The following is a 15,398-nucleotide window of genomic DNA, read 5'->3' on the forward strand; positions in this document are numbered from 1 at the left end:
TCAGGACTCGATGATCTCGGCCCGGGTCTCGTCCTCGGTGGCCCAGCTGTCGGCGTTGGGCGCGGCATAGGCTCGCCGGGCCGGGTCGCGTGGTCGGAGGAGGCGGTGTGGGCGAACTGCAGTGGGTCGGTGAACCGGTTGTAGAGGGCGCAGTGACCGAGCGACCATTCCGGCTGGTGCGGGATGCAGGCGGCGCGCCGGATCCGGCTGGCGTCCCGGGGATCCTGTGGTTGCCGGCAGCACCTGAGCGGGCCCTGCCGCTCGTCCTGCTCGGGCATGGGGGCAGCGGACACAAGCGGGCCGATCGTCAGCTGCGTCTGGCGCGGTGGTTCGCCGGCGAGGCTCAGCTAGCGGTCGTGGGGATCGATGGCCCGTACCACGGTGAGCGCGTGCCCGAGCCAGTCGAGAGCAGCGACTACCAGCAGCGGATGGCATCCACCGGGGTGGACAGGATCACCGACGGGATGGTCGACGACTGGCTCGCGACGGCGGATGCTCTCGGCGAGCTCGACGCCGTCGATGCCTCCCGGCTCGGGTACGTGGGCTTGTCGATGGGGACGCGCTTCGGCCTGCCGCTCGCAGCCGCAGTGGGCAGCCGGCTGCGCTGCGCAGTACTGGGGAAGTACGGGATGCAGCAGCCGTCGGCTATGCCTGCAGGGGTGGACATGGCTCCGCGGTTCGCCCGGGATGCGCCACGGATCACTACGCCGCTTCTCTTCCACGTGCAGTGGGATGACGAGCTCTTCGATCGCGCCGGCCAGTTCGAGCTGTTCGACCTGCTGGGATCACCTGACAAGCAGCTGATGGCCTTCGCGGGGTCGCACGCGACCACGCCTCCGGAAGCGATCGCGCACTGGCGTGACTTTGTCGCGCACCACCTGCGGTCAGCGGTCTAGCTGATCTCGGAGGGTGGTGAGCATGTCGTCCCAGTACTCGAAGAGCGTGCTGCCGTGGCCCATACCAGACCTGGTGACGAGGGTGGAGTTCGGGATTCTCTCGGCGTACCAGCGGCCGTGCGACGGCGGCACCATCAGATCCAGATCTCCGAACCAGAGCCAGGTGGGCACCTCGAGACGGGCCGGATCGATGTCCCACTCGCCGCCCCAGGCGACGTTGTCGCGGGCGTAGCCATCGAGAGTCCGCAGGGTGTCGCGAAGATCCAGGCCGAAGAGCCGCTTGTTCTCCGCAGTGAGCCAGCCGGCGTCGTTCTCGGGCATGCCGGCGAAGAACTCCTCCGTCATGGCAGGATCCGGCAGCGCGAGCAGCTTCTCGTACCTTCCGCCCGCCTCCGCCCGGAAGCCCCTCAACGCGCCCTCGATGTCGCCGGCATCCGCGAGGGCGAGAATCGGCAGATCGGGATCCAGAGGGTCGGGCGGTTCGACCAGTCGCCACGGGCCGACCCCACCTGCGATCCCGACCGCCCGCACTCTCACCTGGTCGGCAAGCCCCGTGGCCAGCGCGTACGGACCGCCTCCCGAGGCACCCAGTACGGCGAACTCTCCGATGCCCAGGGCATCCGCCACGGCGAGCGTGTCGACGCCGACGGAGGCGAGGCTCGGCGGCGTGTCAGTCGAACGCCCATAGCCCGGCCGATTGAACGAGACCAGCCGCACACCCGACCGCCGCGCAGCCTCCTCGCCCAGCCGCGCCTGAAGCCGCCCCGACGGCGTCCCATGGTGAAACACCACCGGTACGCCGTCCGCGTCCCCGCCCTCCCACACCTCTACCGCCCGGCCACCCGCCAGCCCGATCAGGCGACTCCCCGCCTCATCCGCCATCTCACAAACATAGACCTGGAGCCTGGAGTGGGTCAGGCGAGGGCTGAGCCGGCCTTGTAGGCGGCCCAGGGCTGGTTCCAGTCGGTCCAGCCGTTGCCCGTCTCCATCTTGCGGGCGGTGCCGGTGACGACGACCGGGTCGCCACGGAGGGTCTGGGAGAAGTACCAGGCGCCGTCCTTGAGGCTCATGCCGACGCAGCCGTGGCTGACGTTCTCGCGGCCCTGCGCACCGCCGGACCAGGGAGCGCCGTGGATGAACTCGCCGGAGCTCGTCACTCGCTGGGCCCACTTCACGTCGTGGATGTCGTAGTACTCCGGGTCGCCCGGCTTGATGCCGACGGTCCGGGCGTCCATCCGCTTGGTGGCGTACTTCTCCATGATCACCTTCACGCCACTGCGGGTGGTGAAGCCGTCCTTGCCGGCGGTGATCGGGATGGTGCGGGCCACCTTGCCGTTGATGGCGACCGTCATCGTATGGCGCACCACGTCGATGTTGGTGACGACGGACTTGCCGATGGTGAAGTCGATCTTGCGGCTGGCGGCGCCCCAGACGTTGGCGCCGGCGTTGACGCCCTGGGTGTCGATGCTGACGGACACCTTGGTGCCGGCCGGCCAGTAGGTCTTCGGGCGGTAGTTGACCTGCTGGCTGTTCATCCAGTGCCAGGTGCCCTCGACCGGGACCGAAGTCTTCACCGACAGCCGCTTCTCGACCGCGGCGCGGTCCTTGACGGTGTGGTTCCAGAAGATCTGGATGGGCATCGCGACGCCGACGGTCTCGCCGTTCAGCGGGGCGACCGAGGCCTTCAGGTTGCTCGCAGCGGCCAGCGTCCGGAAGGTCGAGCTGATCGGCACGTCCTTGCCGTCGCTGCTCTTGGCGGTGCCGGAGAGGGTGTACTTCTCGCCGGGCTTGAGCCCCGACTCGGAGGTCCACTGGGACTTCCGGTCGTTGAGGCTGCCGTCGACCTTGTCGCCGTCGGAGTCCTTCAGCGTGACGTCCTCGATCGTTCCGGAACTGGTGGCGACGGTGACCGGCTTGTCCGGACGGACCGCGGAGGCACCCTGGGCCGGGACGATCTGGAGGTTCGCGGCGGCCGGGTCCTGCGAGGGCGTGCTGCCCCCGGGACTGCTGGACGCGCCAGGCGTGGAGTTGCTCTGCGTCGTACTCGCCGAGGGCGCCGGATCCGCCGCTTCCGAGTCGCTGCAGGCGGTGCCGACCAGCAGCATCGCGCAAACCCCCGCCACGGCAAGGCCGTGTTTCCGCACCGAACTACTCGACACCTGAGCTCCCCTGAGAAACGATCTGCCGCCCGGGGCAACGGTACCTCCCGGCCGGTCGTACCCGCGCACTGCACAAAATCACCAGTACGGCGAGGCCCCACAGGCCCGCAGTACTGGTGACGTTCGATCACACGTTTTAGTTGACGTCGCGCCGGCCGAAAACGTTACGGCCGGCGCGACAAGGATCACGTCCGATCGGTAAAACCGATCGGTTTCAAGCAGCTCAGTGGGCGTGGTCCCCGCGGTAGTACTCGAAGACGAAACCGGACAGCGCGATGATGCCCAGGCCGCTGCCGACGATGAACAGCCACCAGCCGAACACCAGGCCGAGCACGATCACCGACAGGGTCAGCGCGCACCACAGCGGCCACCACGAGTACGGCGGGAAGAAGCCGAGCTCACCGGCGCCCTCCACGATCTCGGCTTCCTTGCGATCCTCCGGCCGGGTGTCCATCCGCCGGCCGGTGACGCTCAGGTAGAACGCCACCAGCAGCGACAGGAAGAACGTCATCACCAGCGCGGTGGTGCCGGTCGGATCCTCGGACATGATCCAGTAGATCGGCGTGACGATCAGTACGAACAGCGTCAGGATGCCGAAGACCCAGGCTTCGACCTTCATGCCTTGTCCTCCGTGTCCACACCGGTGCCGGTGTTCAGGTTGCGCTCCAGGTTCTCCACCCGGCCCTTGTCCTCACCCGCGTCGAGCAGGTTGTCCCGGGGTGCACCGGAGTCCGGGTACTCCGACATCGCGATGTCCGGGTGGTGCAGGTCGAACGCAGGGCTCTCGGACCTGATCCGCGGCAGGCTGACGAAGTTGTGCCGCGGCGGCGGTGACGAGGTAGCCCACTCCAGCGAGCGGCCCCAGCCCCACGGGTCATCCACCCCCACCAGCGGCGATCTACGCGACCTGTAGACGTTGTAGAAGAACGGCAACATCGACAGACCCAGGATGAACGCCCCGACGCTGGACACCTCGTTCAGCGTGGTGAAGCCCTCGTTCGCCCCGTACGACGCGTAGCGCCGCGGCATGCCCTCGACACCCAGCCAGTGCTGCACCAGGAACGTCGTGTGGAAGCCGATGAACAACAGCCAGAAGTGCAGCTTGCCCAGTCGCTCGTCGAGCATCCGGCCGGTCATCTTCGGCCACCAGAAGTAGAACCCGGCGAACATCGCGAACACCACCGTGCCGAAGACGACGTAGTGGAAGTGCGCGACCACGAAGTACGAGTCGGACAGCTGGTAATCCAGCGCCGGGGAGGCCAGGATGACGCCGGTCAGACCGCCGAAGAGGAAGGTGGTCAAGAAGCCCACCGCCCACAGCATCGGGGTGTCGAACGACACCGAGCCGCCCCACATCGTGCCGATCCAGTTGAAGAACTTCACCCCGGTCGGCACCGCGATCAGGAACGTCATGAAGGAGAAGAACGGCAGGTTGACCGCTCCCGTGACGAACATGTGGTGCGCCCACACCGCCACCGAGAGGACTGCGATGGACAGCGTCGCGGCGACCAGGCCGATGTAGCCGAAGATCGGTTTGCGGCTGAACACCGGCAGGATCTCGGTGATGATGCCGAAGAACGGCAGCGCGATGATGTAGACCTCGGGATGCCCGAAGAACCAGAACAGGTGCTGCCACAGCAATGGACCACCATTAGCCGCGTCGAAGACGTGAGCCCCCAGAGCTCGATCCGCCTCCAGCATCAGCAGGGCGCCGGCCAGGATCGGGAACGCGATCAGCACGAGCAGCGACGTGATCAGGATGTTCCACACGAAGATGGGCATCCGGAACATCGTCATCCCCGGCGCGCGCATGGTGATGATCGTGGTGACGAAGTTGACCGCACCCAGGATGGTGCCCAGACCGGCCATCCACAGACCCATGATCCACAGATCACCGCCGATGCCCGGCGAGCGGACCGCGTTGGACAGCGGCGCGTAGGCGAACCAGCCGAAGTCGGCCGCGCCGCCCGGGGTGAAGAAGCCGCTGAGGGTGATCAGACCACCGAACAGGAACAGCCAGAAGCTGAACATGTTGAGCCGCGGGAACGCCACGTCGGGCGCGCCGATCTGGACCGGCATGATCACGTTCGCGAACCCGACGAACAGCGGCGTCGCGAACAGCAGCAGCATGATCGTGCCGTGCATCGTGAAGAGCTGGTTGTAGACCTCTTCGTTCACGATCTGCAGACCCGGCTTGGCGAGCTCGGCGCGGATCAGCAGCGCCATCACACCGCCGATCAGGAAGAACACGAACGAGGTGATCAGGTACAGGTGGCCGATCAGCTTGTGGTCGGTGGTGGTGAGCCACTTGACCGCGATCTGGCCCTTGCTGCGCCGCCTGGGCAGCGCCGTCGTCGCACCGACTGTGCCGGTGCGCTCGGCGTACTCCGTCACTTCTCGCCCTCCTGCTCACCGTGACCGGGGATGGTGGTCGCGTCCTGGCCACCGGTGGCGGCGCCGGTCTGGCCCTTGGCGGCCAGTTCCCTGAGGTGCGCCTGGTACTCGTCGGGGGTGACCACCCTGACGGCGAACACCATCCGGCTGTGGTACAGGCCGCACAGCTCCGCGCACTTGCCGGCGAAGGTGCCGGTCTTGGTCGGGGTCAGCTGGAACTTGTTGGTCCGGCCCGGGATGACGTCCAGCTTGAAGTAGAACGAGGGCACCCAGAAGGAGTGGATGACGTCCGGCGAGGTCAGGTCGAACTGCACCGACTCGTTGATCGGCAGCCAGAGCTCGGCCGGCTTCTCGAGGGTGCCGGTCTCCCAGACCCCCTCCTGCCCGTCGACCGTCTCCTTGTAGTTGAAGGTCCACTGCCACTGCTGACCGACCACATTGATGGTGTGGGACGGGTCGTCCGACATGTGGGTGATCTCGTTGCCGTGCTCGATCGTGTAGAAGAAGAGCACCCCGATGATCGCGAACGGTGCCAGCGTGTAGAGCACCTCGAGCGGCAGGTTGTACCGCGTCTGCCGCGGGGCGTTCTCGTTGCGCCGGTAATACCGCACGGACGCCCACAGGATCAGGCCCCAGACGAGCACGCCCACGATCAGCGCGGCGATCCAGGCGCCGATCCAGAGGCTCTCCATCGCCTCGGTCCGGTCAGATGCCCCCACGGGCAGGCCGAGTCGTTTCCACTGCTCCTTGTTCGCCTGCGAACAGCCGGTCAGCAACAATGTGCCGACTACCGCTGCCGCCGGAACCAGCAGGCGTCGCTTCGCCGGACGTGCTCCCGCGCCGGTCCTCTTCAGACCTGCTGCGCGCACTCCGGGCGTGCCGTTCGAACCCACGGGGCGCCTTTCCCTTCCCAGGTGAGACTGACGACAGAACACTACTGGACACCTTCCTCGGTTCTGCGCATAGGTAGGGCTTAGCGTTTCCCGTATGAGCGAGCGTGCGTATCTGGATGCGGCATCGGCCGAATCGTTGCATCCGGCAGCGCGGGAGATCCTGCTGTCGGCGCTGGATTCCGGCTGGGCCGATCCGGCCCGGCTGCACCATGAAGGACGCAACGCCAGACTGCTGCTGGACAACGCTCGCGCGGTGCTCGCGGACGCCGTCGGAGTACGGCCTGACGAGCTCTATCTGACCTCCTCCGGCACCGCTGCGATCCACTCCGGACTACCCGCTGTAGCCGCCGCCCGGCGACGGGTCGGCTCGACGATCGTGCACTCCGCGGTGGAGCACTCGGCAGTCCTGCACGCCGCGGCAGCAGCCGGTACTGCGGCCGAGGTGGGCGTCGACTCCGTGGGACGGATCGACCAGGACGCCTTCTCCGCCCAGGTCACCCAGCCAGGAGTCGCCCTGGCAGCGCTCCAGGCGGCGAACCACGAAGTAGGGACGCGGCAACCAATCGCCTGGGCGGCCGAGATCTGCGCCCAGGCAGGCGTCCCCCTCTTCGTCGACGCGGCCGCCTCGATCGGGCGCGACGCAGTACCGGCCGGGTGGTCGGTACTGGCAGCCAGTGCGCACAAGTGGGGCGGACCTGCCGGCGTGGGCCTGCTCGCAGTACGGAAGGGGACGCGCCTGTCTCCTGCCTGGCCGGTGGATGAGCGGGAGGAAGGCCTCGCCCCCGGGCATCCCAACGTCCCGGCGGCCCTGGCGGCAGCGGCCGCCTTGCAGGCGCGGCTGCAGGAGGCTGAGGCGCTGGAGAAGCAGCACCGCAGTTGGATCGACGAACTGCGCCGGCGCGTGGCGGCGGACATCGCCGACGTCGAGGTGGTCGGCGATCCGGACGACCGACTGCCGCATGTGCTGACCTTCTCCTGCCTGTACGTCGACGGCGAGGCCCTGGTCACCGCTCTCGACGCCGAGGGCTTCTCCGTCTCCAGCGGTTCGGCCTGTACTGCGAGCACGCTGCGGCCGTCGCACGTCTTGGCGGCGATGGGGGTTCTCACGCATGGCAACGTTCGGGTCTCGCTCGGACGGACCACGACCTACGAAGAGGTCGACCAGTTCGCCGAGGTGCTGCCCGGGCTGGTCCGGCGGATCCGTGCTGAGGTGGGGATGTGAACCTCGACCTGGACTGCCGCGGCCTGCTCTGCCCACTCCCGGTGATCAAACTGGCCCAGGCGCTACCCACCGTGGCGGTCGGGGACACCATCACCATCCTGGCCGACGACCCGGCCGCCGCCACCGACATCCCCGCTTGGTGCCGGATGCGCGCCCAGGAACTCGTCTCCGCCCTCGACCACCAGTACGTCGTCCGCCGGCTGACCTAAATCCGTTGGCCGGGCGGGTGGTTCGTTGGGAGACTCCGGGGCGTGAGCGACTTCTCGGACAAGCCGACGTTGGTCGGTGAGCTGGTGATCCTGCGGCCGTTGGACGAAGGCGACTACGAGTCGTTGATGGCGGCGATGCTGGATCCGGACGTCACCAGGTTCACCGGGTCGCGCGGCGAGATCACCGAGCCGGAGTACCGCGAGTGGCTGCGGACCCGCAAGGACCAGACCGACCGGCTGGATCTGGCCATCGTCGACAAGGCGACCGGTGAGACGGTCGGCGAGGCCGTGCTGAACGAGTGGAGCAAGGACGACGAGTCCTGCGGCTTCCGGATCCTGATCGGTCCGGCCGGTCAGGGCCGCGGGCTCGGCAGCGAGGCGACCAGGCTGATCGTCGGCTACGGCATCGAGGAGCTCGGCCTGCACCGGATCGAGCTCGGCGTCTTCAGCTTCAACCCGCGGGCCCGGCGTGCCTACGAGAAGGCGGGGTTCGTCGTCGAAGGCGTCCGGCGCGAGGCGCTGCTGTGGGAGGGCGAGCGCTACGACGACATCGTGATGGCCGTCTTGGCCCCGGACTGGAAGGCTGCGTTACGTTCGGAGGCGTGACCCTCGAACTCGTAGCCAAGGCCGAGCGGATCGCCGTCCTGACCGGTGCGGGGATCTCCACCGCGTCGGGCATCCCGGACTTCCGGGGTCCACAGGGAGTGTGGACGAAGAACCCGGCGGCTCAGGTGATGTTCGACATCGACGAGTACGTCGCGTCGGCCGCGGTACGGATCGAGGCCTGGAAGTTCCGCCTCGCCGCACCGACCTGGACCGCCGAGCCGAACGGCGGCCACCGAGCCCTGGTCGACCTCGAGCGCCAGGGCCGCCTGACCGGGCTGATCACCCAGAACATCGACGGTCTCCACCAGAAGGCCGGCTCCTCCCCCGCGCTGGTGCACGAACTCCACGGCACCATCTGGTACGTCGACTGCCTGAACTGCGCCCGCCGGATCCCGATGGCCGACGTATTCCCCCGTCTCGAAGCAGGCGACGAGGACCCAGCCTGCGAGGTCTGCGGCGGCATCCTCAAGTCCGCGACGGTCTCCTTCGGCCACCCTCGACCAGGCGGTCCTGGACGCAGCAGTCGCCGCCACCGAGCAAGCCGACCTTTTCATCGCCATCGGCACGTCTCTGCAGGTCTACCCGGCCGCCGGCCTCTGCGACGTCGCCTTGTCAGCCGGCGCCGACCTCCTCATCCTGAATGCCGAGCCAACCCCGTACGACGACCAGGCAATCGCCGTCCTCACCACCCCGATCGAACAATGCCTCCCCGCCCTCGTCACGTCGTCCGACTGATCATCCGCACCGCAGTGACCTGACCGCGACCTTCGAGGTCTTCCGTCGGGGTGGGTGGCGGGTTAGCGTCCCCGCAGGTTGTCCTGCCTTGGGAGGGGTCCCGTGATGTTCAGATTGCGCAATGCCCATGCACGTCTGACCGCAGCGGTGACGGCGGTGGCCGTGGTCGCGCTCGGCCTCGGTACGCCGGTCGCCGCGCCCGCGGACGTCGCCGCCGACCGGGTGATCACCGTCGCCGGGTCCCTGCAGAGTGAGCTCGGTTGCCCCAGCGACTGGACTCCAGCCTGCTCCCAGAGCGAGCTCACCAAGAGCACCACAGGCACGCAGTACAGCAAGGTCTTCGACGTGCCCGCCGGTGCCTATGAGTACAAGGTCACCGTCAACGGCAGTTGGGACGAGAACTACGGCGCAGGCGGGGTCCTGAACGGGCCGAACATCCCGCTGCGGCTCGAGGGACCGGCCAAGGTGCAGTTCAGCTACGACGACACCAGCCACGTGGTGTCGGTGAAGCCTGTCGACCTGGCCGGCGGGCTGACCCCGGCCGACAAGGCGCTGGCGAGCCCGAGCCTGCGCAAGGACCTCACCAAGGAGCGGTTCTACTTCCTGATGGCGGACCGGTTCGCCAACGGTGACAAGTCCAACGACGCGGGCGGCCTGACCGGCGACCGGCTGACCACCGGCCTCGACCCGACCGACAAGGGCTTCTACCACGGTGGCGACCTGGCCGGCGTGATGCAGAAGCTCGACTACATCAAGTCGCTCGGGACCACCTCCATCTGGCTGACCCCGTCGTTCAAGAACCGTCCGGTGCAGGGCGAGGGCGCGAACGTCAGCGCCGGGTACCACGGCTACTGGATCACCGACTTCACCCAGATCGACCCGCACCTGGGCACCAACGCGGACATGCAGCAGCTGATCGACCTCGCCCACCAGAAGGGCATGAAGGTCTTCTTCGACATCATCACCAACCACACCGCGGACGTGATCGCGTACCAGTCCGGCCAGTACGGCTACATCCCGAAGTCGACGAGCCCGTACAAGGACGCGAACGGCAACGTCTTCGACGACAAGCAGTACGCCGGTGGCGACACCTTCCCGCCGCTGGACAGCAACACCTCGTTCCCGAACGTGCCGATCTTCAAGACTCCGGCCGACGAGACGGTGAAGCAGCCGGCCTGGCTGAACGACCCGACGCTCTACCACAACCGCGGCGACTCGACCTTCGCCGGCGAATCGGCCGAGTACGGCGACTTCGTCGGGCTGGACGACCTGTTCACCGAGCAGCCGAAGGTCCGCGACGGGATGATCGACGTCTACAAGACGTGGGCCGAGCTTGGCATCGACGGGTTCCGGATCGACACCGTGAAGCACGTGAACATGGAGTTCTGGCAGAAGTTCTCGCCGAAGATCCTGGAAGCCGCCAAAGCCACGGGCAAGAAGGACTTCTTCATGTTCGGCGAGGTGTTCGACGCCGACCCGAGGTTGATGTCGACCTACACGACCCAGGGCGCGTTGCAGGCGACGCTCGACTTCGGTTTCCAGCAGAACGCGGTCGCCTTCGCCCAGGGCAAGCCGAGCACCCAGCTCCGCGACTTCTACGCGAACGACGACTACTACACCGACGCCGACTCGAACGCGTACCAGCTGCCGACCTTCCTCGGCAACCACGACATGGGCCGTATCGGCCTGTTCCTCAAACAGGGCGGCGCGGCCGGGCAGGAACTGCTCGCCCGGGACAAACTTGCGCACTCGCTGATGTTCCTGACCCGCGGCCAGCCGGTGATCTACTACGGCGACGAGCAGGGCTTCACCGGTCCGGGTGGCGACAAGGACGCCCGGCAGGACATGTTCGCGACGAAGACCGCCGACTACACCGATGACGAGGTGGTCGACGGCACCGGCACCACCACGATCGGCAGCCAGGACCGCTTCGACGTCAACGCGCCGATGTACAACCACATCGCCGCGCTGCAGAAACTGCGGGCGCAGTACCCGACGCTGGCCGACGGCACCCAGGTGCACCGCTACTCGTCGAACGCGGGCGGGCTGTACGCGTTCAGCCGCATCGGGAACGACAAGACGGAGTACGTGGTCGTCGCCAACAACGCGACCACCGCGAAGTCGGCGACCATCCCGACGTACCTGAAGAACAGCCGGTTCAAGCCGATCTATGGCGGTGGCGGTGACCTCAGGACCGACCGTGAGGGACGCGTGTCGGTCACGGCGGCTCCCCTGTCCGTAACGGTCTACCGCGCGACGTCGACGCTGCCGAACCGCTCGAAGGCGCCCGCTGTCTACATGAGCTCGCCCGAGGCCGGCGCGACGATCGGCGGCCGTGCGGAGATCGCCGCGGCCGTGCCGGAGAACACACCCGTCACCGTCACCTTCGGCTACCGCCCGGTCGGTACTGCGGCGTGGCAGCGGCTCGGGGCGGACGACAACGCGCCGTACCGGGTGTTCCACGACGTGAGCGGCCTGCCGAAGGGGACGCTGCTCGAGTACCGGGCCGTCCTCAAGGATGCGTCCGGCAACTACTCGGTCTCCGGGTCGTACGGGATCGTCGGCGACGCCCCGACGCCCGGCGGCGGCGGTGGAGGCGGCGGCGAGGACCCGGCGACGCAGCCCGCGAACGTCAGCGTGCCCGGCGACCACAACAGTGAGATGGGCTGTCCCGCGGACTGGTCCCCGGACTGCGACCAGGCCCAACTGACGCTCGACCCGAAGGACAACGTCTGGAAGGGAACCTTCACCGGGCTGCAGGGCGAGCACGCCTACAAGGCCGCGATCAACAAGACCTGGGACGAGAACTACGGCGCCGGCGGCGCCGCGAACGGCGCCAACATCTCCTACACCGGACCCGCGGGACCGGTGACCTTCTACTACGAGCACGGCCGGCACTTCGTCACGTCGACTGCGCAGGGCCCGATCGTCACCGTGCCGGGCTCGTTCCAGTCCGAGCTGGGCTGTCCGGCCGACTGGTCGCCCGACTGCATGCGACCCTGGTTGACCGACCAGGACGGCGACGGCACGTTCACCTGGTCGACGAGCAAGATCGGAGCGGGCAGCTATGAGGCGAAGGTCGCGCACGGCCTGTCCTGGGACGAGAGCTACGGCGCCGGCGGCAGCCCGACCGGCGGCAACATCCCCATCACCGTGCCCGGGGACGGACTCGTCGTCACCTTCTCCTACGTCCTGGCGACGCACGTGCTGACGGTGACCACGGCCAAGCCGGGCGCACAACCCGACCTCAAGCAGGCCAAGGCGCACTGGCTCGGCAAGGACCTTCTCGCCGTACCGGCCGTCGCTCATCCCGAGCGGTCCCGCTGGCGCCTGCACTGGTCGACGACGGGCTCGCTCGCGGTGGATGCCGACGACATCGGTGGATCGTCTGCCGGGCTGCGGGTCGACCCGGCCGGGATCCCACCGAAGGTGCTTGCCAAGTTCCCCGCGTTGAAGGGATACACGGCGCTCCGGCTCGATCATGATGACGTCCGGAAGATCCTCACGGGACAGCTCGGGCTCGCGCAGTACGACGATGCGGGGCGGTTGCTCGACGCGAGCGGAGTACAGATCCCCGGTGTCCTGGACGACCTGTACGGCGGGTCGGCCGCCGGGCGCTCGTACGGCGTCACGTGGCGCGGGGGTGCTCCGACCTTCACGCTCTGGGCGCCTACCGCGCAGGAGGTCACCTTGCTCGTCGGGTCGCAGCGGGTTCCGATGCGGACCACGGACGACGGCTCGTGGTACGTGAACGGGTCGCGGTCCTGGAAGAACGCGACCTACCGCTATGAGGTCGTGGTCTTCGCGCCGAGCACCGGCAAGGTGGAGACCAACGTCGTCACCGATCCGTACTCGCTCGCACTCACCACGGACTCGGCGTACTCGGTGGCGGTGGATCTCGACGATCAGGCCGGTATGCCGTCGCTGTGGTCGCGCACGCCGTCGCCGAAGCTGGCTCGGGCGGTGGACTCGACGATCTACGAGTTGCACGTGCGGGACTTCTCGATCAGCGACTCCACCGTCCCGGCCGCACACCGCGGGACGTATCTGGCGTTCGCGGACGAGGGCAACGGCACGAAGCACCTGCGCAAGCTGGCGGCAGCCGGGTTGAACACGGTGCATCTGCTGCCGACGTTCGACATCGCCTCGATCCCGGAGACCGGGCAGCAGACTCCCGCGTGTGATCTCAAGTCGTTCCCGCCGGACTCCGAGCAGCAGCAGGCGTGCGTCACCGCGGTGGCGGCGAAGGACGGCTTCAACTGGGGTTACGACCCGTACCACTGGCTCGCGCCGGAGGGCTCCTACGCAACGGCCAAGGACGGCCTGGCGCGGGTGGCCGAGTTCCGCACGATGGTCGGCGGGCTGCACAAGTCCGGCCTGCGGGTCGTGCTCGACCAGGTCTACAACCACACGCCGGCGGCCGGTCAGGCACCGACGTCCGTGCTCGACAAGGTCGTGCCCGGCTACTACCAGCGGCTGAACTCGACCGGTGGCGTCGAGACCTCGACCTGCTGCAGCAACATCGCGACCGAGCACGCGATGGCGGAGAAGATCATGGTCGACAGCACCGTGTCGTGGGCGAAGAACTACCGCGTCGACGGCTTCCGGTTCGACCTGATGGGCCACCACAGCAAGGCGAACATGCTCAAGGTGCGCGCCGCGCTCGACCAGCTGACCCTGGCGCGCGACGGGGTGGACGGCAAGAAGATCTACCTGTACGGCGAGGGCTGGAACTTCGGCGAGGTCGCCAACAACGCGCTGTTCGTCCAGGCCACTCAGGGCCAGCTCGGCGGCACCGGGATCGGCACCTTCTCCGACCGCCTGCGCGACGCGGTGCGCGGTGGTGGCCCGTTCGACGAGGACCCTCGTCTGCAGGGCTTCGGCTCCGGCGCGGCCAGCGACCCGAACGGCGCCCCCGTCAACGGCTCACCGGAGGACCGGGCGAAGCGGCTCGCGCACGACACGGATCTCGTCCAGCTCGGGCTGGCGGGGAACCTGCGGGCGTTCTCGTTCAAGTCCGCGGAGACCGGCGCCGTCGTACGAGGTGACGGCGTCGACTACAACGGATCACCCGCCGGGTACGCCGATCAGCCGGTCGAGGTGATCACCTATGTGGATGCCCACGACAACGAGACGCTGTGGGACTCGCTCACCTTCAAGCTGCCGGCGAACCTGCCGATGGCGGACCGGGTCCGGATGAACACGTTGTCGCTGGCAACCACCGCGCTGGCCCAGACGCCGTCGTTCTGGCACGCCGGCGCGGACCTGCTGCGGAGCAAGTCGCTCGACCGGAACTCGTACGACTCGGGCGACTGGTTCAACACGCTCGACTGGACCGGCGCGGACAACGGCTTCGGCCACGGTCTGCCACCGAAGCCGGACAACGAGGCAAAGTGGTCGTTCATGAAGCCGCTCCTCGGCAACGCGGCGCTGAAGCCGTCTGCCGCGGACGTGGCGACGGCGAACGACGAGGCCGTCGACCTGCTGAAGCTGCGGTTCTCCACTCCGCTCTTCCGGCTGGGCTCGGCCGACCTGATCAACCAGAAGGTCTCCTACCCGCTGAGCGGTACGCCGGCCGCCGTGCCCGGGGTCGTCGTGATGCGGATCGACGACACCGTTGGCCCGAACGTCGACCCCGCCCTCGAGGGCGCCCTGGTCGTCTTCAACTCCACCGGCGCTCCGGTCACCCAGCAGGTCCAGGCCCTGACCGGCGCCAACCTGTCCTTGTCCCCCATCCAGGCCGCCGGCTCGGACCCGGTCGTCAAACAAACCACCTGGACCGCGTCGACCGGCACAGTGTCAGTCCCGGCCCGCACGGTCGCAGTACTGGTCCAGAAGTAGGCAGTGTCTCTTGGTCAGTTCAGGGCGGCGAAGCGTTCGGCTGCTACGAAGGCGCAGGCGGAGAGGAGCAGGACGTTCGCCGCCACCGGCCCTGGCTCCTTCAGGGAGGCGTGGGAGGTGGCGGCGCCCATCATCACGATGCCGAGACCGATTGCTGCTGTCGGCGTCAGGAAGCGAGCGGTGTCAGTCAACCAGGGCGCGAGCAGGCCCACGACGGCCAGAAGTTCGCAGAGTGCGACCACGCGGACGAGCGGCATCGGGAAGGGGGCGATGCCGGTCTGTCCGGTGGCGATCAGGCGGTCGCGGGACATCGTCGACTTGGCCACGCCGGACACCGTGAACACGCCCACGAGCAGTCCGGTGACGATCCAGGCTGCGACGTTCATCTTCAGTCCTCCAACTGTTCGGTTACGGTCGGAGACGAACGACGACGGTCTCCCGTG

The 15,398-nt window shown here is 67.8% G+C and carries 12 protein-coding genes; 6 read left to right on the forward strand and 6 right to left on the reverse strand.

Annotated features, from left to right (window positions below):
- The first annotated feature begins 107 nt into the window (after nucleotides 1-107).
- Nucleotides 108-896 carry an alpha/beta hydrolase gene (locus tag EV644_RS07530; RefSeq protein WP_158292764.1) on the forward strand — a complete coding sequence of 263 codons (789 nt, stop codon included), beginning with the start codon at nucleotides 108-110 and terminating at the stop codon, nucleotides 894-896.
- Here EV644_RS07530 and EV644_RS07535 read toward each other — a convergent pair.
- The 5 genes from EV644_RS07535 to ctaC all read right to left on the reverse strand — a co-directional run bounded on the left by EV644_RS07535 (nucleotide 885) and on the right by ctaC (nucleotide 6,342).
- Nucleotides 885-1,778: an alpha/beta fold hydrolase gene (locus tag EV644_RS07535; protein ID WP_132187897.1), complete on the reverse strand. Its 894-nt coding sequence runs from the start codon at nucleotides 1,776-1,778 to the stop codon at nucleotides 885-887. The genes EV644_RS07530 and EV644_RS07535 overlap by 12 nt on opposite strands.
- 32 nt (nucleotides 1,779-1,810) lie before the next feature.
- Nucleotides 1,811-3,055 (reverse strand): L,D-transpeptidase, encoded by a 1,245-nt coding sequence (locus tag EV644_RS07540; protein WP_241997975.1) that lies wholly within the window; start codon nucleotides 3,053-3,055, stop codon nucleotides 1,811-1,813.
- Nucleotides 3,056-3,278: 223 nt separating this feature from the next.
- Nucleotides 3,279-3,674, reverse strand: coding sequence for a cytochrome c oxidase subunit 4 (locus tag EV644_RS07545; protein ID WP_132187896.1), 396 nt, complete (start codon nucleotides 3,672-3,674; stop codon nucleotides 3,279-3,281).
- Complete coding sequence (gene ctaD, locus EV644_RS07550) at nucleotides 3,671-5,449, reverse strand: aa3-type cytochrome oxidase subunit I (protein ID WP_132187895.1); 1,779 nt, start codon at nucleotides 5,447-5,449, stop codon at nucleotides 3,671-3,673. The genes EV644_RS07545 and ctaD overlap by 4 nt, the downstream gene beginning before the upstream one ends.
- Nucleotides 5,446-6,342: an aa3-type cytochrome oxidase subunit II gene (ctaC, locus tag EV644_RS07555; protein ID WP_132187894.1), complete on the reverse strand. Its 897-nt coding sequence runs from the start codon at nucleotides 6,340-6,342 to the stop codon at nucleotides 5,446-5,448. Before ctaC ends, ctaD begins: the two co-directional genes overlap by 4 nt.
- A gap of 94 nt (nucleotides 6,343-6,436) precedes the next feature.
- Here ctaC and EV644_RS07560 point away from each other — a divergent pair, with 94 nt between their 5' ends.
- The 5 genes from EV644_RS07560 to pulA all read left to right on the forward strand — a co-directional run bounded on the left by EV644_RS07560 (nucleotide 6,437) and on the right by pulA (nucleotide 14,955).
- A complete protein-coding gene (locus EV644_RS07560; RefSeq protein ID WP_132187893.1) occupies nucleotides 6,437-7,564 on the forward strand; it encodes a cysteine desulfurase family protein in 1,128 nt (375 codons plus the stop codon).
- On the forward strand, nucleotides 7,561-7,773 hold the full coding sequence (locus EV644_RS07565; protein ID WP_132187892.1) for a sulfurtransferase TusA family protein: 213 nt from the start codon (nucleotides 7,561-7,563) through the stop codon (nucleotides 7,771-7,773). The genes EV644_RS07560 and EV644_RS07565 overlap by 4 nt, the downstream gene beginning before the upstream one ends.
- Before the next feature lie 42 nt (nucleotides 7,774-7,815).
- Entirely contained in the window at nucleotides 7,816-8,379 is a 564-nt protein-coding gene (locus EV644_RS07570) for a GNAT family N-acetyltransferase (protein ID WP_132187891.1), read from the forward strand.
- Nucleotides 8,376-9,137, forward strand: coding sequence for an SIR2 family NAD-dependent protein deacylase (locus EV644_RS07575; protein WP_241997973.1), 762 nt, complete (start codon nucleotides 8,376-8,378; stop codon nucleotides 9,135-9,137). Before EV644_RS07570 ends, EV644_RS07575 begins: the two co-directional genes overlap by 4 nt.
- An 82-nt stretch (nucleotides 9,138-9,219) precedes the next feature.
- Nucleotides 9,220-14,955, forward strand: coding sequence for a pullulanase-type alpha-1,6-glucosidase (gene pulA, locus EV644_RS07580; RefSeq protein ID WP_132187890.1), 5,736 nt, complete (start codon nucleotides 9,220-9,222; stop codon nucleotides 14,953-14,955).
- Nucleotides 14,956-14,969: 14 nt separating this feature from the next.
- On the opposite strand, the gene EV644_RS07585 is transcribed toward pulA, so the two are convergent.
- Nucleotides 14,970-15,341 (reverse strand): DoxX family protein, encoded by a 372-nt coding sequence (locus tag EV644_RS07585; RefSeq protein ID WP_132187889.1) that lies wholly within the window; start codon nucleotides 15,339-15,341, stop codon nucleotides 14,970-14,972.
- Between the last annotated feature and the right edge of the window lie 57 nt (nucleotides 15,342-15,398).

It is taken from the genome of Kribbella orskensis (assembly GCF_004342085.1).
GTDB classification, from domain to species: Bacteria; Actinomycetota; Actinomycetes; order Propionibacteriales; family Kribbellaceae; genus Kribbella; species Kribbella orskensis.